General features: G+C 73.0%; 14 protein-coding genes. 9 read left to right on the plus strand and 5 right to left on the minus strand.

The window, feature by feature from the left end:
* Positions 1–179 precede the first annotated feature (179 nt).
* The 6 genes from ABZ495_RS15130 to ABZ495_RS15155 all read left to right on the plus strand — a co-directional run bounded on the left by ABZ495_RS15130 (position 180) and on the right by ABZ495_RS15155 (position 7,599).
* Entirely contained in the window at positions 180–2,315 is a 2,136-nt protein-coding gene (locus ABZ495_RS15130) for a family 20 glycosylhydrolase (RefSeq protein ID WP_359836143.1), read from the plus strand.
* A gap of 125 nt (positions 2,316–2,440) precedes the next feature.
* Positions 2,441–3,073: an AAA family ATPase gene (locus ABZ495_RS15135; protein WP_359836144.1), complete on the plus strand. Its 633-nt coding sequence runs from the start codon at positions 2,441–2,443 to the stop codon at positions 3,071–3,073.
* A 413-nt stretch (positions 3,074–3,486) separates the two neighbouring features.
* The gene (locus ABZ495_RS15140; protein WP_359836146.1) at positions 3,487–4,182 is read left to right on the plus strand and encodes a DUF1062 domain-containing protein; all 696 of its coding nucleotides are present in this window, start codon (positions 3,487–3,489) and stop codon (positions 4,180–4,182) included.
* A 352-nt stretch (positions 4,183–4,534) separates the two neighbouring features.
* Complete coding sequence (locus tag ABZ495_RS15145; protein ID WP_352286738.1) at positions 4,535–4,978, plus strand: nitroreductase family deazaflavin-dependent oxidoreductase; 444 nt, start codon at positions 4,535–4,537, stop codon at positions 4,976–4,978.
* Positions 4,979–5,152: 174 nt separating this feature from the next.
* Positions 5,153–5,902, plus strand: a complete 750-nt coding sequence (locus ABZ495_RS15150; protein WP_329485388.1) for an ABC transporter ATP-binding protein — start codon at positions 5,153–5,155, stop codon at positions 5,900–5,902.
* On the plus strand, positions 5,899–7,599 hold the full coding sequence (locus ABZ495_RS15155; protein WP_359836148.1) for a hypothetical protein: 1,701 nt from the start codon (positions 5,899–5,901) through the stop codon (positions 7,597–7,599). Before ABZ495_RS15150 ends, ABZ495_RS15155 begins: the two co-directional genes overlap by 4 nt.
* A 286-nt stretch (positions 7,600–7,885) precedes the next feature.
* Here ABZ495_RS15155 and ABZ495_RS15160 read toward each other — a convergent pair whose 3' ends face one another.
* Positions 7,886–8,197, minus strand: a complete 312-nt coding sequence (locus ABZ495_RS15160; protein ID WP_329485390.1) for an NIPSNAP family protein — start codon at positions 8,195–8,197, stop codon at positions 7,886–7,888.
* A 509-nt stretch (positions 8,198–8,706) separates the two neighbouring features.
* Between ABZ495_RS15160 and ABZ495_RS15165 the strand changes: the two genes are divergently transcribed.
* Both ABZ495_RS15165 and ABZ495_RS15170 read left to right on the plus strand, forming a co-directional pair.
* Positions 8,707–11,169, plus strand: coding sequence for a PKD domain-containing protein (locus tag ABZ495_RS15165; RefSeq protein ID WP_359836150.1), 2,463 nt, complete (start codon positions 8,707–8,709; stop codon positions 11,167–11,169).
* Positions 11,170–11,560: 391 nt separating this feature from the next.
* Positions 11,561–12,283 carry an aspartate/glutamate racemase family protein gene (locus tag ABZ495_RS15170; RefSeq protein WP_359836199.1) on the plus strand — a complete coding sequence of 241 codons (723 nt, stop codon included), beginning with the start codon at positions 11,561–11,563 and terminating at the stop codon, positions 12,281–12,283.
* A 261-nt stretch (positions 12,284–12,544) separates the two neighbouring features.
* Here the strand turns inward: ABZ495_RS15170 and ABZ495_RS15175 are convergent, their stop codons facing one another.
* Both ABZ495_RS15175 and ABZ495_RS15180 read right to left on the minus strand, forming a co-directional pair.
* Positions 12,545–14,029 (minus strand): tyrosinase family protein, encoded by a 1,485-nt coding sequence (locus tag ABZ495_RS15175; RefSeq protein ID WP_359836152.1) that lies wholly within the window; start codon positions 14,027–14,029, stop codon positions 12,545–12,547.
* Between the two features lie 287 nt (positions 14,030–14,316).
* Positions 14,317–14,970 carry a DUF5134 domain-containing protein gene (locus ABZ495_RS15180; RefSeq protein ID WP_359836154.1) on the minus strand — a complete coding sequence of 218 codons (654 nt, stop codon included), beginning with the start codon at positions 14,968–14,970 and terminating at the stop codon, positions 14,317–14,319.
* Positions 14,971–16,069: 1,099 nt separating this feature from the next.
* On the opposite strand from ABZ495_RS15180, the gene ABZ495_RS15185 reads away from it, so the two are divergent.
* The gene (locus ABZ495_RS15185) at positions 16,070–17,077 is read left to right on the plus strand and encodes a phospholipase (protein WP_359836156.1); all 1,008 of its coding nucleotides are present in this window, start codon (positions 16,070–16,072) and stop codon (positions 17,075–17,077) included.
* A gap of 77 nt (positions 17,078–17,154) precedes the next feature.
* Here the strand turns inward: ABZ495_RS15185 and ABZ495_RS15190 are convergent, their stop codons facing one another.
* On the minus strand, positions 17,155–17,958 hold the full coding sequence (locus ABZ495_RS15190; RefSeq protein WP_359808944.1) for a methyltransferase domain-containing protein: 804 nt from the start codon (positions 17,956–17,958) through the stop codon (positions 17,155–17,157).
* A 399-nt stretch (positions 17,959–18,357) separates the two neighbouring features.
* Entirely contained in the window at positions 18,358–19,527 is a 1,170-nt protein-coding gene (locus ABZ495_RS15195) for a serine hydrolase domain-containing protein (protein WP_359836158.1), read from the minus strand.
* Positions 19,528–19,686 lie beyond the last annotated feature (159 nt).

Raw genomic sequence — 19,686 nt, forward strand, 5'->3', positions numbered from 1 at the left:
GCACCCGGCACGCCAGGAGATCCGGCGCTCCGCTCACCGGCGCACCGCCGGGGGGATGCCTCGGGGCCCGACACCAGCTGCCGAGACCCCGAGTCACCATCCCCGCCGACACCCACCACGCGCCTCCCCGACCGTCCACCCGGTGTTCGGTCCCGTGCCTTCTTGCCCGAGGAGTCAACATGCGCAGGTCGCACCGACGAGGCAGACGCCTCGTCGCACTCGCCACAGCCGTCGTCACCCTCCCGCTCACGGCCACGCTCTCCCAGGCCGCCGCCGCTCCTCCCGCCCCCAACCCCGCCCCCTACGCCCTGGTACCGCAGCCGGTCTCGCAGCAGGCAGTGGCGGGCGCCGGGTTCACCCTCACCCCGCGGACCCGCATCGCCGTCCTCTCCCGGGACTCGGCGGCGGTGGGCGTCGGCACCTACCTCGCCCAGCTGCTGGCCCCCGCCACGGGCTACACCCTCGCGGTGGACAAGGACGATCGGGCGCCGAAGAACGCGATCGTGCTCGATCCCGACGGCCCCAAGAGCCTCGGGGACGAGGGCTACACCCTCACCTCCGACGAGCGCGGTGTCGTCGTCAGGGCGCACGGCGCCCAGGGCCTGTTCCGCGGCGTGCAGACGCTCCGGCAGCTGCTCCCCGCCGCGGTCGAGTCCCCCACCAGGCAGTCCCGTGCGTGGACGGTGTCGCCCGCGAAGATCTCCGACTCGCCCCGCTACGAGTACCGCGGCGTGATGCTGGACGTCGCCCGCCGCTTCTACCCCGTCGCCCAGGTCAAGCGCTACATCGACGAGGCGGCCGCGTACAAGATCAACACCCTCCACCTGCACCTGACGGACGACCAGGGGTGGCGCATCGCCATCGACGGCATGCCGGAGCTGACCTCGATCGGCGCCAGTACGCAGAGCGGCTTCACCGGCGGCAGCGACTGGTACTACTCGGCAGCGGACTACAAGGAGATCGTCTCCTACGCCACGTCCCGCTTCATGACCGTGGTGCCCGAGATCGACGGACCCGGCCACACGGAAGCCGCCCTCGCGTCGGTACCGGGCCTGAACTGCGATGACAAGGCGAAGGCCCCCTACTCGGGCTTCGACGTCGGCATCAGCCTCTACTGTCTGGAGGACGCGGCCCACATCGGAAACACCAGGCGCTTCCTGGCGAAGGTCATCAAGGAGGTCGCCAAGCTCACCCCCGGCCCCTACATCCACCTCGGCGGCGACGAGACCCCGGACGCGTCCCCGGAGGAGTACGCCGCCTACGTCAAGGCGGCCACCTCGGCCACCACCGGCCGCGACAAGACCGTGATGGGCTGGCACCAGCTCGGCCAGTCCGGCGTCCCCGCCAACAGCCTCCTGCAGTACTGGGGTGAGGACGAGGACCGGGAGAGCATCGGCACCACCGAGGAGACCAAGAGCATCCGCGAGGTCCGCCAGGGGGTCGCGCAGGGCGCCAAGTTCGTGATGTCCCCGTCCGACCACGCCTACCTGGACATGAAGTACGAGGTCGCCACCCCGTACGGCCTGAGCTGGTCCGGCTACGTGTCGGTGCAGCGCGCCTACGAGTGGGACCCGACGACCAGCACCGCCAAGCCCGACGGCACCGGCTCGGTCGTCCCGGCCGAGAGGATCGCCGGCGTCGAGGCCGCCCTCTGGGCCGACCGTGCCTACGAGGGCAGTAACGGCCTGCCGACCCCGGACACCCACTGGCCCGCACCGCAGGACTACGCCGACTACATGAGCTTCCCCCGCCTCCCCGCGCTCGCGGAGGTCGGCTGGAGCCCCCGGTCCGCCCATGACTGGAACAGCTTCCGCCAGCGCCTGGCCCAGCAGGGCCCCCGCTGGACCGCCGCCGGGATCGGCTACTACGCCGCCCACGGCATCCCCTGGCCCGACGTCGTGAAGACGGTGCCGGGCGCGCACAGCGTCGAGACCGGGGGCAAGGCGCTCGACAACCCCGGCGGCTCCACCACCGACGGCACCGCACCGGTGCTGTGGTCGCCGAACCGCGGCCCCAACCAGACCTGGACCTTCGCCCCCCAGCCCGACGGCTCCTACACCATGACCAACAAGTCGTCCGGCAAGTGCGCCGAGGCGACCGGCGCCGCCGGCGGCGCCGGCGGCGCCGTCGTCCAGCGGACCTGCGACAACCAGACCGGTCAGCGCTGGAAGATCACCCCAGGCGACAACGACCAGTACACCATCGCCTCCGCCGCCACCGGCCTGCTCGTCACCGCCGCCTCGGCCGCCAACGGCGCCAAGGTGACCCAGCAGCCCGACACCGGCTCTGCCCTGCAGCACTGGTCCATCGACTGACCGACCCCGCCCCGGACCACCGCCCGCCGCCGCTCCCGACGCCCCGACCGGAGCGGGGGCGGGCGGTGCCCGTTCCCTGACCGCCGCGCTCCCCGCTGCCGCGTCGGGCGCAATAGGGTCGGCGCATGCTCCTGTGGATCAACGGCCCCTTCGGCGGGGGCAAGACGCAGACCGCGCACGAGATCCGGCGGCGGCTGGCGGGCAGCGTCATCTGCGACCCCGAGCACGTGGGTTTCGGCCTGCACCGGATGATGCCGCCCTCGCTGCGCGGGGACTTCCAGGACCTTCCCGCCTGGCGGCAGGGAGTGTTCGAGGTGCTGGACCGTGCTCTGACCGAGCACGACGGCGTGGTGCTCGCGCCGATGACGGTCGTGGAACCGGCGTACCTCCGCGAGACCGTCGGTCGGCTGCGGGAGCGCGGCCACGACGTTCGGCACTTCGCGTTGCTGGCGGAGCGGGCGACGGTGCTGCGACGGCTGCGCGAGCGCGGCTTCGGGCACGTCGTGCAGTTCGTCGCCGGGAAGGACACCGCTCCGCGCCGGGAGAGCTTCGCCCTGTCGAAACTCGACGTGTGCCTGGAGCGCCTGCGCCAGGACGAGTTCGCCGAGCACCTGTGGACCGACCGCCTCACCGTCGCGCAGGTCGCCGAGCACATCGCCGCCGCCTCCGGACTGACGCTCGCCCCGAACACCGACAGCGCGCTCCGCGGACGCCTTCGGCGGATGTGGACGGGTGTGCAGCACATCCGGTTCGACTGAGCCGCCGCTACCTCCTCCCCGGTTCCACGGCCCGCCGCCCGGACTGCCGCGGCGCCCGAAGCCCTGTGCGCTGCCGACGACCTGACGCCGCACCCGCACCCGCACCTGTTTCCGACCCAGGCCCAGGCCGAGGCCCAGGCCGAGGCCCAGGCCCAGGCCCAGGCCGAGGCCCAGGCCCAGGCCCAGGCCGACGGAAAACGGCTTGCCTTCGAGCGGTGACCTCGATCAGGATCGGCCGCATGGACCTGTAACGGCTGCCACGTAGCGAGAACCACCCTGTCGCGCGATCGATCTCGGAGCCTGATGGCTCGGCCCCGAGGCGATCAGTCGCGCCCGCGTGTGCATCCGTCAGATCCAGGAGCCGCAGCACCGCCTGCGAGAGCTCCTGCCGAGTCCTGAAAGCAATCACCTCCATGCATACCGACCGCAAGGCCCTGTGGGCCGTGCGCCAGTCCGCCCTGCCCACCATCGTGCGCCCGTGCCCGGACTGCTACAGCACGCGTCACCGTCCCTCGGGCAAGATCCGCGTCAACGCGAACGGCAAGCTCCTCGACGTCTGGCTCCTCCTGAGTTGCGCGGGGTGCGACCGGACGTCCAAGGTGCCCGTCCACGAGCGCGTCCACGTCTCGTCGCTGGAGCCCGCCCGCCGGGTGGCGTACGAGACGAATGACCCCGCCGTGGTGCGGGAGTTGACGATCAGTGCGGCACTCGCCGCGAAGACCGGATACCGCCTCGACTGGACCGGCACCTGGGGCCTGGAGACCCGCACGCCCCTCTACGCGCTCGACGACCCGACCCCGCTCAGGGTGCTGGTCACCTTCGAGCTGCCCGCGCCGGTCCGCGTCGAGCGGCTCCTCGCGCTCGGGCTCGGGCTGAGCCGCGCGCGGATCCGGCGCATGCTCGGGGACGGGCGCATCCACCTGCCGCCGGCCCTGGGCGCCAAGGCGCACCGGGACTTCGAACTCACGATCCAGCGTCCCGGCTCCGTCGACGTGGCGAAGCCCGCGACGCTCCTCGGCACCGCTGCGCCGACCGGCGCGCGCACTGCTCCGCACCCTCTCGGATCGCTCGACACGGCGCGGCAGCTGTCGCCGTCGGCGGGAGCGTAGGAGAGAAGCGGTGGGGCCTCCCTTCGAGTCGTCGGGAGGCCCCACCGCCGCGGCACCCGACCGGGCGCCACCGTTGCCTCCCCGCAGCACCGCGGCCGGTCCCGTTCCGAGGCTGATGGCGCGGCGCGAGCTCGCGCCGCACCGTGCGGGGCGGGGCGGGGCAGGGCAGGGCAGGTTCCCCGGTCCCCCGCGGCACCCCTGGGTCGCCCCGTCTCTGCGCCCCGTCTCTGCGCCCCGTCGCTGTGCCCCCGCAGGTTCTCCCGGACCAGTGGCCCGGGGCGGCCGTGCCCGGAGGCGTCGGCAGTCGTTGTCGAAACTGTCGACCCATTCCACACGAAGGCAGGCGGACACCGTGACCGACATCGACTGGGACCACCCCAAGGACCCCGCGCCGGGCACCTGGCAGCTGGACCACGTCAAGCAGTACGTGGGCTCGAACGGCGCCGAGGGGCAGCACTGGAAGGGCACCCAGACCCTCCTGCTGACCACCGTCGGCCGGGTCTCCGGGCAGGCCGTCCGCACTCCGCTCATCTACGGCGAGGACGGCGGCCGCTACCTCGTCGTCGCCTCCAAGGGCGGGGCCGACGACGCGCCCCTGTGGTACCGGAACCTGACGGCCGACCCCCGGGTCCGCGTCCAGGTCGGCCCGACGATCGTCCAGGGCACCGCGCGCACCGCCACCGCCGCGGAGCGGGCCGCCTTCTGGCCGGTCATGGTGGGCCACTGGCCCGCGTACGACGAGTACCAGGCCAAGACCGACCGCGAGATCCCGATCGTGGTCATCGACCCCGCCTGACCGGCGCGTGGGCGCACCGCGGGCGGGCGGGTGGCCCCCGGTGCGCTCCACGCCCACCGCGGGCCGAACCCGGCGCGACGTCCGCACCGGCTCCAGGCCGGCACCACCCTCACCCGGGTGGCCGCCGGTGGATCGGTACTGTGGCCGGACACCCCGTCGAGAGGCGCCCTCCCCATGGCCAAGAACGCCGCCGAACCACGTGCCGCGGCTCGCAAGCCCCTGCTGCAGCTGACCGGCGTCAGCCGCTCGTACGGCGAGCGGGAGGTGCTGCACCCCGTGAGCCTGTCGCTGGCCGCCGGAGAGTGCGTGGCACTGCTCGGCCACAACGGATCGGGCAAGTCGACCCTGCTCAGGGTCGCGGCCGGACGCGACGCCCCCAGCAAGGGCACCGTGGTCTTCGACGGCATCCCGATGGACGAGAACGACCCCCGGGTCCGGGCCCGGGTGGCGGTGGTCGGCGACACCGTCGCCTGCTACCCAGACCTGACCGTCCGCGAGCACCTGCTCCTGGTCGCGGTCGCGCACGGGGTCGCCGACGCGCCCGACTGGGTCTCCCAGGTACTGACCGACCGGATGCTCACGGCACGGGCCGACGCGCTGCCCTCGGCCCTCTCCTCCGGACAGATGCAGGCCCTGCTGCTGGCGTGCGCGCTGGTGCGCCCGCGCGACCTGCTGCTGCTGGACGAGCCCGAGCAGCGGCTCGACCCGGACGCCCGCCGACACCTCGCCGACCTGCTCAGGGCGGAGCTGGCCGACGGCGTCGCGGTGCTCCTGGTCACCCACCACACCGACCTCGCCCTCGACGTGGCCGACCGGGTGGTGGTGCTGGAGGACGGCAAGATCCTGAAGCAGGGCGCGACCCGCAAGGTCCTGGCAGCGGATCTCGCGGCCCGCACCGCCGCCGGTTCGGCGGGTGCCCGGTGACCACGACCCACCCGGAGGCCGACCGCGACCTCGCCGTCGAGGCCTGGACGGACGACGACGACTGGACCGACGAGACGCTCGCCCTGCTCCGCGCCCTGCGGGCCCCCCACCGGCGCAACCGTGCCAAGTCGGTCGGCTTCGCCGTCTACTGCGTGGTCCTCATCCTGATCATCTGGGGCGGCGTGCCCAGCCTCGGCCTGTTCCTCCAGGCCTCCATGGGCGCCGACTACACCGGCCACGGCGGTGATCTGCTCGCCGCCATGCCCGCCGGGATCACCGCGATCGGGCTGCTCACCTTCGTCCTGCTGGTCCGGGACGGCCTGTGGCGCGGCCCGGTGGTGCCGCCCCGGGCGGCGACCGACTGGCTGCTGATCCACCCCGTCCGGCCCCGCCCGGTGCTCCGACCGTGGTTCTGGCTGTCCTGCGCCGTGGCCGCCTTCCCCGGCCTGGTGGCGACGGTCGGCGGCATGGTCGCGCTCGGGCTGACCGTTCGGGTCGGCCTGCCGGCCGCGCTCGGCTGGTGCCTGCTCGGGGGGCTCTGCGTACCGCTGCTGGCCACCTGCGCCGCGCTGGTCGTGGAGCGCAGCGACCGCGCCGCCCGCTGGGTGCGCCGACTCACTCCGTACCTGACCGTGCTGATCATCGCGCTGGCCGGCCAGAGCGCGCTGGCCGTCGCCGGACACCCGGTGCACTGGCTGGAGCTGGTCGAACTGTGGTCGGGGCCGTGGGGCTGGGCCGCGATCGCCGCCCTGGCGCCGACGCCGGCCGCCGTGGCGGGCGGCTGGGTGGCCGCCGCACTGCTGTTGCTGTCGACCGTCGCCGCCCTGGCGCTCGCCGACCGGGCCGCCGCGACGGTGCCACTGGCCCGGCTGCGGGAGCGGGCCAGGACGGCCGCCGGGGTGCTGGCCGCGCTCCGCACGGTCGAGCTGCGCAGCGCACGACTGGCCGTGAACAGCGCCAACGGCAGCGACCGGCAGCGCAGGCTCCGGCTGCCGGCGCCCCGGCGGGCGTGGCAGGTCGTGCCGTGGCGGGACACCCTCGCCCTGCTGCGCTCGCCCGCCCGGCTGGGTCGCGCGGTGGTGCTGGCGGTGCCCGCGCTGCTCTGCGCCGTCCTCGCGCACGGCGCCACCGGTGGGCTGTCCTGGCTGACCACCGCCGCCGCCCTGGTGTTCGGCTACCTGGCCGTGGCACAGCTGCTGGAGCCGGCCCGGATCGAGACGGACGACGTCCGGCGGGCCTCCTGGTCGCCCTATCCGTTCGCCGCCCTGATGCTGCGCCACGCGATCGTCCCGACCGTGGCCGGGCTCCTGCTGGGGCTGGCCTGCGCCGGGGCGCTGCTGGCCGCGGGCAGCGGCCCGGCCGCCTGGCTCGCCCCGGCCGCCGCACCGGCACTGGTCGCCGCGGGGCTGGTGAACGCCTGCCGCGGGGTGCTGCGCAAGGACCTGATGCTGTCCCCGGCCCAGGGCGCGGGCGGCGGGACGGGCCCGCTGCTGTTCGCCGCCTGGTACGCGGCCGGGCCTGCCGTGGCGGTGGCGGTGCTGACACCGATGTTCTCCACCGCCCTGCGCGGCGGGACGGCCGTCCCGGTCGGCAAGGCCGCCCTGATGGCGGTGGTGGTCGCCGTCCTGCTCCTGCGCTGGGCGCAGGCCAGGGCGACGAAGATGAGCAAGGCCCGCCCGGGGACGAGCGCTCCCTAGCCCGGTCCGTACGTCGCGGGTCGTCGCTCCGGACACGTCGGCGCACCACCACCGGGCCGCTCGCCCTCACGACCACCGAGCCGCCGCCCACCGGGCCCGCGCCCCACCCTTGGGGCGGTGCAGAGCGCCTGCGCGACGACGCCGCCCTGCACCGAAGCCGACCCGGGCCGACCCGGGCCGGGCGGGGCACACCGCGCTCGTCAACGTGCCGGACGTGAAGTCGGTCCGCCGGTCTGCCCCGATCGCCCTGGCGTCCGGGGCAGCCGGTTCAAACCCCTGCCCCGGCCTAGGAGGTGACGTCCAGCGGGCGCAGGAAACGGCGCTCGTACCGCTTGATGCAGCCGGTGCTCCGGGCCAGTTCGAAGGCCGCCTGGCACTCCGGGTCGGTCATGCTGTCCGTGCGGTACCGCTCGTACGCGGCGAAGCCGGGAAAGGAGAAGAGGGCGTAGGCGATGTCGCTGTCTCCCTCGCTCGGCAGGAAGTAGCCGTGGTGCGTCCCGCCGAACCGGTTGACGAGCCCGACCCAGCGGCGGCCGTACTCCTCGAAGTCCGCCAGCTTGTCGGCGTCGATCTCGTACTTCAGATGAATGGTGATCATGCCCCCATGAAAGCGGCCGCGCGGACCCGAACGCAACGGGCGGCGATGTCCTCGACCAGATCGAAGCGCCCTCACGAGCTGGATGTGCCGGCCGACGCCCGGGGGGCCGGGGGCCCGGAATCGGCCGACGATTCGGGCCGTCCGATCGTCCCCTCTCCTCCAGCGGGAAGAGGAGGGTGGTTTGGCGATCACGGTGCAGTGGATCAGGACGTCATGGACGAAGGCATCCCGGGGCGGCGAGGCGGCGTGTTCCTGTCGGCACCGCCCGTCCTCGTCGACGAGTGCGGGCCGCTGCGCTAGCGTCACCGCGTCGCTCCCCCGTCTGACCTGCGGCGCAGCCGGCGCGGCCGGGTGACGGCGGGCGACCCGGCGGCTCCGCTGTCGAGGCACCCCCGTGCGGTGTTGTCACAGACCTCTTGGATAATGATCACCTCGTCGTCGGCACGGATCGAGCACACTCTCCATCGAAACCGACGCGAAACGAGACATCACTCCCAAGGAGACCCACTGTGCCCATCCGACGCCGCGTCGGCCTGGCCGTCGCCGTCGCGAGTTCCGCGGTCGCCGGCGCCGTACTGCCGCCGCTCGCCCACGCCGACTCCGCCGTGCTCTACGTCGACAACGCCTCCCACGCCAACTGCTCGGACACCGGCGCGGGCACGAGCGCACAGCCGTACTGCACCATCCAGGCCGCCGCCGACGCGGCGCAGCCGGGTCAGACCGTCCGGATCGCGCCGGGCCGCGGCAGCTACGAGGAACAGGTCACAGTCAGGCGGTCCGGGCTGCCCGGTAAGCCGATCACGTTCAGCGGTGAGCTGGTCTACCTGTCAGGGACCGTCCCGGTCGGCGTGCGGTCCTGGAGCGCCGGTACGCAGCCCGCTCCGCACGGCTTCGTCCTCGCCGGTGTGCACGACGTCACGGTGACCGGCCTGGGGATCGGAGGCCCGCAGGAGGGCGTGCTCGTCCAGGACTCCGAGCGGATCGTGCTGGACCGCAACAGCGTGGCCGCCGGCAACCCCGTCTCCAACGGCGTCCGCGCGTACCCGAACGCGGCCCCGGGTGTGCGCATCGTCGGCCGGAGCACGGCCGTCACGCTGAGCCGCAACGTCATCAGTGACGTGGGCACGGTCGGTGTGGCCGTCGACGCCGGCGTCACCGGGACGGTCATCACCACCAACCAGGTGACCAACAACCCGGCGGAGGGCGTGCTGGTCACCGATGCCCCGGGCACGGTGGTGGTGAGTAACACCTTCGCGCAGAACTGCGGGAGCGACCTGTCGCTGGCCGGGAACTCCTCGGGCGCGACGGTCGAGAACAACATCATCTCCAAGCTCCCGGCCTTCTCCTGTGCGAACGGCCTGCAGTCGCCGTACGCCAACCTGACGGTGTCGGCGGGTTCGACCGCCGGCACCAAGGCCGACTACAACGTCGTGGCGCCCGCCATCGGCGGGTCCGGGTATTCCTGGGGCGGCGCGACCTACGCGAACCCGTACGCGTTCAAGGCCACCGGCCAGGGCGCGCACGACTACGGCGCCGACCCCCAGCTCGGGTACCGCGCCAGTGGTTTCGGCGTCGTGCAGTACGCGCCGGTCGCCGCCCAGGGCGTGACGGACGCGGCCGACGAGTCCGCGCCCGGCATGCTGGACAGCGATGTCTATGGCCGCCCGCGGGCCGACCACCCGAAGATCGCCGACACCGGAACCGGAACCGGCTTCGTCGACCGTGGCGCGGTCGAGCTCCAGGACACCATGTCCGCCTCGGTCTGGACGACGCCTTACCCCCGCGCCGGGCACCCGCTGCAGGCCCGGATCGGCTACGCCTACACGGGGGGCTGGGCCCCGGCCGGCGCTCGCCTGGACTTCGGCGACGGCAGCCAGCCGGTGTGGGCGAACCCCGGAACCATCGAGATCGACCACGACTACCCGACCGCCGGTCCCTACACGGTGACGCTCACCGCCACCAGTGAGACCGGCCTGACCCGCACCTCGGTCAGCAGGGTGAACATCGCTCCGGCCGGCCCCATCTCGGCCCGCCTGTCGGTCGCCCAGGACGACAACACCGTCGCCCGGATCAAGGTCACGGACAAGAGCGACGGCCCCTGGCCGGTGAGCCGCTACACGGTGGACTTCGGCGACGGATCCGCCCCCGTGGCGACCGACGGCTCGGCCCCGCCGAACGGCCTGACGCACGACTACGCCGTCTCCGGCACCTACACGGTGACCGAGACCGTCACCGACGACCACGGCCGCTCCGCCGGCGCGTCGGTGCAGCAGTACGTCCACGGTCCCCTGGCGGGCGTGCCGTTCACCGGCAGCTTCGCCGGCCCCAGCACCCACCTCGGCCTCTTCGACAACGGGCGCTGGGCGCTGTCCACCCAGAAGTCGTCGGCCCCGGCCGGCACGATCTGGATGTTCGGCAGCCCGGGCGACGTCCCCGTGGTCGGCGCGTGGGACAACGCCTGCCAGTGCCGGCTGGGCATCTACCGCCCGAGCACCGGCACCTTCGCCCTGAAGCACAACGACGGCTCGGTCTCCGCCGTGCAGTTCGGTGACCCCGGCGACATCCCGGCCGTCGGCGCGTGGGACCGAAACGGGCACGACCAGCTGGGCATCTACCGCCCGAGCATCGGCACGCTGGCCGTCCGGCACGACGACGGCTCGGTGACCACGATGCCCTTCGGCGACGCCGGGGACCTCCCCGTGGTGGGCGACTGGGACGGCGTGGGCCACGCCCAGTTCGGGCTGTTCCGCCCCGGTCGGAACCCGGGCGACCCGAACCTGTTCATCCTGCGTCACGACGACGGCAGCGTGTCGACCGCCACCTACGGCGTCAAGGGCGACCTCCCCGTGGTCGGCGACTGGCTGGGCAAGGGCCGGACGACGTTCGGCGTGTTCGGTCCGAGCACCCGTCTCTTCACCCTGAGCAACGCGTATGCGGGCCAGGCCGACGTGAGCTTCACGATCTACGGGTGACCTACGGCTGAACCGGACTCCGGTGAGCCGGAGTCCGACAGCCCGGAGTTGGACGGCCCGGGGTGCGAGGTTCTCGCGCCCCGGGCCGTTGCCGTGGTGGCGGCTGCGGAGCGGAACCCGACGGCGCCGCCGCCGGGATGCTGACGCTTGGTCCGGGGGCGGGTTACCTGGCCGAGGCCCGCCGGTCCCGCCCCCGGAGAGCCGGCAGACCGGCTCGGCCCACTCTGCCCTCCAGCGGCAGGCGTCACGATACCCTCCGCCTCCTTTGCGTCGGGGGCTTCACGACAGCCAAGGGAAGCTTATACATCTGCGTCTGTCATGCTGTATTCCTTATGACTAGGCACCGCGCGGCGGCCGCGATGCCGCTCCGAGTCGAGGTGAGGGTATGGCGATGCGGACGATCGGCCTGATCGGTGGGATGAGCTGGGAGTCGACGGCGGAGTACTACCGGTTGTTGAACGAGTTCACGCGGGAGCGCCTCGGCGGACTCCACTCGGCGCGGTGCGTGATCTACTCGGTGGACTTCGCGGAGATCGAGCGGTTGCAGGTGCAGGGCCGTTGGACGGAGGCCGGCGAGATCCTGGCCGCGGCCGCCCGGGCGCTTGAGGCGGCCGGCGCGGACATGGTGCTGATCTGCACCAACACCATGCACAAAGTCGCGGACCGGGTCGAGTCGGCGGTCTCCATCCCGCTGCTGCACCTGGCCGACGCCACCGCGACGGCCGTGCGGGCGGCGGGCCTGCGCCGGGTCGGTCTCCTGGGCACCGCGTTCACCATGGAGCAGGACTTCTACCGGGGCCGGCTCGAAACCGGCGGACTCGATGTGCGCGTCCCGGACGCCGACGGGCGCGCGATCGTCCACCACGTCATCTACCAGGAGCTCTGCCTGGGCGTCGTGCGGGAGGAGTCACGCGCCGCCTACCGGAAGGTCATCACGGACCTGGTCGCCGACGGTGCGGAAGGGATCATTCTCGGCTGTACCGAGATCGAGCTCCTCATCGGTTCCGAGGACAGCCCCGTCCCGGTCTTCCCCACCGCGCGACTCCACGCGGCGGCCGCCGTGCACGCAGCGCTGTCCGGCACCCGGCACGAGGGACCCACCGCATCCCGCTGACCACCGCCGAGACGGAGTGCGGAGATCGCGGGCGGGATTCCCCCGCGCAGAGACGAGCGAACGAACGACCTACGAGAGGCGGGACCTTCCAACCCCCCTACGCGGAGGAGACGTTCGCCGCCGACGTGGCCCGGGCCCGGGCGGCGGCCGACAAGTGCCGGGCGAAGGCGGGGGACGTGCTCGCGCAACTCGCGCAGCTTTCCGCGTCAGCACGATCCCCGCGCCGAGGCGGACTCGGCGGGGCTCCCGGGACGGGGGCGATCAGATGCTGGTGAGGCTGACGCTCTCGAAGCTGGGCTGCGGGATGTTCGTCGCCGGCTGCGGGATGGACGGCACGATCGAGACGGTGAGCGGACCGTCCAGCATCAGCCCCTGGTCCTTGAGGCGTTGGACCTGCTCGGTGACGTCGTAGCTGGCATCGTGCCCGCCGGCGCCGGCCATGCCGAAGAAGGAGATCCAGCCGACGAAGTAGGGGCCCTCCGGGTCGAGGTCGCCGCCGGGGCCGTTGAGGAAGACGTGGAACGGCGTCCCGGGCGGGATCTCGGTGTACACGTCGTGCACGGTGAGGATGAGGTTGGTCTGCGGCTCGTCGCGGGCGGCGAGCGAGCGCATGGCCCCCTCGACGCCGTTCGGTTCCAGGGACACCGTGGTCGCCGCCCGGACGTCGAGCGGCTGCCGGGGGTTGGCGACGGAGGCCGCCAGGACCCGCTCGCCCGCCCGTGGGGCCTGGACCGGCGGCAGGATCACCGGCCGGGTGCCCGACCCGTCGGTCAGCGACTCGTACGCGTAGTCGCGCGCGTCGTCCATGACCACCTTGCTGGTGGGCCGTTCCTCCTGTCCGTTCCCGTCGAAGAAGATGAACGCGTGGTCCAGCCAGGACGTGTGGTCCGGGTTCTGGTTGCCCTTGTCCAGCCAGCCCGACCAGAGCCGGTCGAGGTTGGCGTGGTGCAGCCAGAAGATCGGATCACGGGCGGAGCCCTCCACCCGGCCCATCCAGCCGCCGACGCCACCGTGGACCTGGTTGTGCGGGACGTTCTCCAGCTCGCCGAAGCCGGGCTGGAAGTGGGGCATGACGGTGTAGCTGACCTCGCTGCCGAAGGTCGGCTGGACCGGCGTCCGGCTCTTCGTGGCGGCGAAGATCGTCTCGCTCATCGCCCTGAAGGGGTTGAGGTCCACGTAGGGGAGGACCTGACGGGCGGTGTTCTTGTCCTTGGCGCGATGCGGGGCGGCCCAGAACTCCGCCTCGGTCGTCGGTTCCAGGTCGTCCCGGAGGCAGAGCGGGTTGTCGACGGTCAGGGTGGTGCCGCCCGGGCGGTCCGGCATCTTCGGGCTGCGGAACGCCGCCGGGAGCGCGCGCGAGGTGAAGGTCGAGGGCGGGGTGGCGGAGGGCGCGTCCAGCGCGTAGTCCCAGTACGGCAGGGCCCAGGTGGTGGAGGGGTCGGGCGTGATGTGCTCCTCGGCGGCGATCTCCTTGATGGCCGCCCGGATGATCCGCTCGAAGTACCAGAGGTAGCCCCGGTGCCACGGCAGGAAGAACCAGCCTCCGTGCGGACACTGGCTGAAGGCTTCGTGCGTCTGCGTGACGGTGGGCGGGATGCCGTGGATGCACCCCTGGAAGACCCAGCTCGTCGGGTCGGTGGCGGGTCGCTGCTGCATCCTTCCGACGGCGCGGGCGTACCAGTACAGCACCGGATCCCACTCGGCCATCTTGCTGGCGTCTCTTCGTATGAACGTTCCGTTCGACATGTCACTCCTAGGGTGGGCCGGGTGCCCTGGCCGGGCGGCCCGGACTCCCGGGGCGGCGGCGGCCGCCCCGTGGTGCTTCGTCCACAAGCCTTCGAGGAGGTGAACCGGGCCCGCTGTCCGGACGAGCAACGGTAGGCGGCACGGGGCGCCCGCAGGACCCTGGAACGAGGTGCTCGATCCGCCTCACCCGTCCAGGAGCCGCACTCGGGTGGCCCCGCCGGGCAGACCGCGAGCTTCCTGGCGGTGCGCCGCGACGGTGCGTGACCCGGTCACCGGACGGCCCGCCGTCAACTCATGCCGAGCAGCATGTAGGCCATGCCGATCGACATCACCGTGCGCCGCGCGGCGACCAGGTCGGGTGAGGTCAGGGCGGCCGGTCCGTGGACACGGGCCGGCCGCCCTGCCGGCCGCCCTGCCGGCCGCTCCGCCCGCGGGCGGCCCCCGGCGGCCGGGCGCGGCAGGAGCGTGCCCGCGCCGCGGGCCGCGTGGACCAGGAAGTAGGCGACCAGCGCCAGCAGGACCCACTCCGGCACCGCGGCATGGCCGCCCCCGTGGCCGCCACCGGTGTGGCCGGTGCCCGCGTGGTGCTGCGCCGGTGCCATCAGCAGCACCAAGGCGGCCATCACCGCCGCGCTGAGGATGTGGTGCGGATAGTGACGCAGGGCGCCGATCGGGGCCGAGCGGTGGTGACGGCCCATCCGCCCCGCCAGCAGGAGCGCCGGCCAGGCCGTGACCGCGGCGAGCAGGGCGGCCCACAGGACTCGCGGCAACGGGTCCGCCGCCGGTGCCACCATGGCGACCATGGCGAGGGCCGTCACGAACTCGATCGGCTCCAGCCGGCGGTCCGGACAGCCGCGCCCCGCGGCGGCGAGGGCGCAGTGGACCGCACACCAGCCGGTCAGAGCGATCAGCAGGGCGGTGGCGATCACGGGCTCTTGCACGGGAGACCCCCGTTCCATGGCCGTACCCCTCATCTCCACGGTAGGCCGCAGTCCGGCGGGGCGCACGGGGAAACCGGACCGCCCGGCCGGCGGTCACCGCCGGCCCCCTCGACCGTGGGAACAGGGAGTGACCGGGGCTGCGATGCAGCAGAACTGACTGAGCGTCAGCGACTACGGAGCGTTGCCCGGCCACCGGTTCCCGACCCTGGCGTGCGGGCACACTCGCAGTCGAGCGGCGACACCACGGACGGCCACCACCGAGTAGGCGAGGATGCCCGCACCCAGCCCGGGCGAGACGCGCACCACCTGCACGCCCACCGGCGGGTAGCGCAAGCAGGCGAGGGCACCGGCGACGGCGTCGTCCGGGCGCGGTGGCGGACCGACCCGACCCCCGGCGACCGGGACTGGGACTGGGCCGTCCTGAAGACCCTGCACCGTGGAGGTCGTCACCCAGCACGGTGACCGGGACAGCCGACTTCGGCGTCACGTTCGTGGACATCGGTGGCTTCACCGCGATGATCAACGTTCCCGGACTGTCTTGCCACCCCACCGACCGGGATCGTGCCGATCGGTGCCTTCGTCCACGTCGAGGACCGCCAAGACGGCATCGAGGGGCTGATACACACGACAACCAGCTCGCAGGGCCGCCGGCAGCCCGGCCCGAGGACGTCGTCGAGGTGGAGCGACCTCCTCACTGTGACGATCCTCGACGTGGATCTGGAGCGGCACCGCATCGCGCTCTTCGCGCTCGACCGGCGCCCGCGAGGGATCGCCGGAGGGCCCGTGACGGGAGCAGCCCCCGTCACGGGGTGCGTCGGGTCAGTCGAGTGGGCTCGAGAAGACGAGATTGCCCTTGGCGTCCTTCACGATGGGCGTCCCCGATCCGTAGAGCGAGAGGTCCGTGGCCCCGGTGTTGACGACCGTGGTCCTCACCTGGACGATCCTGGCGTCCTTGGGGGGATCGAGGACCCGCCGCCCCCTCGGAGCCAGTCGATACCCGCACAGCAAGTCCGTGCACGAAGTTGGCCGAGAATACACTCCCCCTTCATTGTCGTGCACGGGACAATTGGGCCGGATCCCGCACAGAAAGGACCTACCGATGAAGCTGTCCGTCCGCCGCTCCCTCCGCGCCACGGCCGCGGCCCTGGCCGCGCTGCTCGCGCTGGCCACACCCGCCCTCGCGGCCCCCGCCACGACCGCCGCTCCGGCCGCCCCCGCGGCCTCGGCCGCCGACCAGCGCCAGGCCATCTACGCCATCGCACACCGGGTCGACACCCTGGACGGCGTGGACGCCGCGCTCAACCACGGCGCCAACGCGATCGAGATCGACGTCTGCGCGTGGTGGAACCCGAACGAATGGCGTGCCTACCACGACTGTTCCTCGGCCGGTGAGAACCGACTGGGCCCCAGCTTCGACAGCATGATCGACCGTATCCTCTCCAACGCCAACGCGGGACGCCGGCTCGCCCTGGTCTGGCTGGACATCAAGGACCCGAACTACTGCGGGGAGCAGCCGAACCGTACGTGCAGCGTCGCCGGGCTGCGTGACAAGGCGCAGCGGCTGACGGCCGCCGGGATCCAGGTGCTCTACGGCTTCTTCGAGTACCACGGCGGCAGCACCCCGGACGTCGGCGGCCGGGGCTGGCAGAGCCTGGCGGGCAGGCTCGGCCCGCTGGAGGGCATCACCTCGACCGGGACCCGCGACCAGGTCCAGGGTGCCTTCAACCGGTCCGGCAACGGATTCCCGGCCGGGCACCGGGCGATGGACTACGGCGACTCCGACATCACCAAGGGGTTCGGCAACTGCACGGAACCCACCTACAACACCTGCGCGGAGCTGAAGAAGGGCGCCGGTGACCGGGCCGCCGGGCGGCTCGCGGCCACGCTGTCCTGGACGACCACGTACAACGACCCGTGGTACGTCGACAAGCTCCTCGGCGACGCCCGCGTGGACGGCATCATCGCCGGCTACGGCGCCTTCACCGGGGTGCGCGAGTACGACAACAGCTGGCAGTGCGCCAACGCCGTCAACCTGATCCGTGACTGGGTGAACCGCCACAGCGGCACCCATCGGATGGCCAACGCCGGCGACCGCCTCTTCCGGTAGCGGGACCGTCGCGGCCGGGAGCCCCCGGTCCGGCGACCGGCGCCGCCCTGGACCGGTCCGACAGCCGTCGGGCGGGACTACGGGCGGCGTCCCCATGCGGAGATCATCGGAGCGGTGGCGAGGTCGAGCCGCCCGGTGGCGACGTTCGCCAGGTGCCGGTCGATCTCCTCGTCGGTGGCGAGCCCGTGCTCGACCAGACGGTGGCGGATCTGCCGCACCGTCGCGTCCTCCAGTACGGCGCACGCCGGTGAGGTGATCGGGAAGTACGCGTCGGCCCGCACGTCCTCCAGGCCGGCTTCGCGCAGCACCCTGGGCAGGGTCCGCCCGTAGGCGAGGTCCGCGCCGCGCGCCGCCATCAGGGTGCGAAACCCCGTGCGCAAGCGGTTGGCGAGCCGCTGTTCGGGGCCGGACTCGTCCGGGCAGAGCAGCGGCTGCAACGCGGGGTCGGCGTCCTCCAGGAGCAGCCGGCCACCGGGGCGCAGCGCGCTGACCATCCTGCGCAGGGCCTCGGCGCGGTCGGCGACGTGCACCAGGACCAGCCGGGCGTGCACCAGGTCGAAGCCGCCGGGCGGCGGTGGATCGGCCGCCACGTCGTGGACCAGCACCTCGATCGCGCCGCCGGCGATGTCCCTGGTCCAGCCGACGTCGAGGTCGGTGGCGACCACCGCACCGGTCGGGCCGACGCGTTCGGCCAGACCGAGGGGGACGGAGGGTCCGCCGGCGCCGACCTCCCAGCACCGCATGCCGGGGCCGATGCCGATCCGGTCGACGTGCCGGAACGTCACCTGGTCGAACAGCTCGGCGAGGGCGCCGAAGCGAACGCCCGCCTCGGCCTGCTTGTTGTCCAGCAGGTAGCCGTGGTCGGTGCCGTGCTCACTCATGGGGCGATTGTGGCACCTGCGCCTGTACCCGCGCCCGCACCGGCTCCGCTCGCCGGCCGCCAGCCGCCGGCCGCCAGCCAGGTGGGCGGTGCGTTCGTCGGTGGAGCGCGCCACGATGGGTGCGGCCGCTCCGGGGGCCCGGTCCGACCCGCGACGGCGGAGCGGCGGCGCCAGGTGGCGGGCCAGCGCGAGGGCGGCGAGGAGCGCCACCAGAGCGCAGACGGCCGGCCAGCCGGCGAGGCCGTAGACCCGGACGCCGAGCCAGGAGCCGACGCTGCCGCCGAGGTGATCGCAGGTCATGCAGGCGGTGTCGAGCCGGGGGCGGGCGTCGGCGCGGAGCTCGTAACCGACCGCCCGGCCCCGGGGGTGACGGGAGGTCGACTCCGAGCTGTCTGGGCATCAGCCGCACAGGGCGGCCGTCTGCGCCTCCATCAGTCCCGTACTCCGCGGGACGGGCGGCGCGCCCTTGAGGTCGGCACCGAGGTCGTAGAGGTTGACGGCCAGGACGAGCTGCCGTTCACCGTCGACGGTGGTGAGGGACACGCTCGTGTAGCCGGGGCCGCCGCCGTCCGTCGCCCAGGTACCGACCTGCCTGGTGTCCGGCTCGGTGCCGCACTCCACGTCCCGGCGCTGCACGCCGAGTCCGTAGGCCGGTTTGTCGGGGAAGTCGACCGTGGTCAGGAGTTCGCGCTGCTGGGCGGGGCGCAGCAACCTGCCGGCGAACAGGGCACGGTGGAACCGGGACAGGTCGTCGACGGTGGAGATCATGGCGCCGGCGGTCCAGTCGTACGACGGGCTGAACCGGGTGACATCGTGCCCCGCGAGGTCGTAGCCGTGCAGATGGGGACCGTGGATGTCGGGGTCGGTCACCGGGAAGGAGGTGTCCTTGAGGCCGAGCGGCGCGATGATCCGCCGCTGGATCTCGGCGGGCGCGCTGCGATGGGTGACCGCCTCGATGACCAGCCCGGCGAGCAGGTAGTTGGTGTTGGAGTACGCCCAGTCGGTGCCGGGGGCGAAGAGCGGCGCGTGCCGGACGGCCAGCGCGACCACCTCCCGCGGGGTGTAGACGTAGTCCCGGTCGTGGTGTTCCAGGTAGGGGGCGAAGAACGCCGGCTCGGTCGTGGGGTCGTAGATGCCCGAGGTGTGGTTGAGCAGTTGGCGGACGGTCACGGCCGCGCCGTCGTTGCCGTTCCCCCGGACCGTGCCCGGCAGCCACCGCTCCACGCTGTCGTCGAGGGAGAGCCGCCCCTCGCCCTCCAGTTGCAGCAGCACCGTCGACACGAACGACTTGGTGTTGCTGGCGATCCGGAAACGCTGGTCGGGCCGGGCCCGCTCGCCGCTCGCGGTGTCGGCGAGCCCGGCCGCCGCGCGGGACTCCCGCTCGCCGTTCCGGGTGTACGCCACGACACCCGGGAACCCGTCCGCGACCGTCTGTTCCAGGGCCGCCTTGAGGCCGGCCGGCGGGGCCGCCGGGCGGTCCGCCGCGACCGCGGCCCCCGGGAGGATGCCCGCTGCCGCCACCACGCACATCCCCACCCACACTGCCGCGGCCCCCGTACGTACCTTCATTGGTTGCTCCTGTCCTCGTTGCCCGTGTTCGTCCTGACTCATCGTGCCGGGCCGCCGCACCGGCTGCCCATCCCGCTGACGCCCGTGTAGGTACGGGGGTTGTCCCCACCCCGCACCCTCCGGTTCGCTCCATAGCCCGTTCGAGGGGATCCGGAGCAG

The sequence above is a fragment of the Kitasatospora sp. NPDC005748 genome (assembly GCF_040630735.1).
Taxonomy (GTDB): Bacteria; Actinomycetota; Actinomycetes; order Streptomycetales; family Streptomycetaceae; genus Kitasatospora.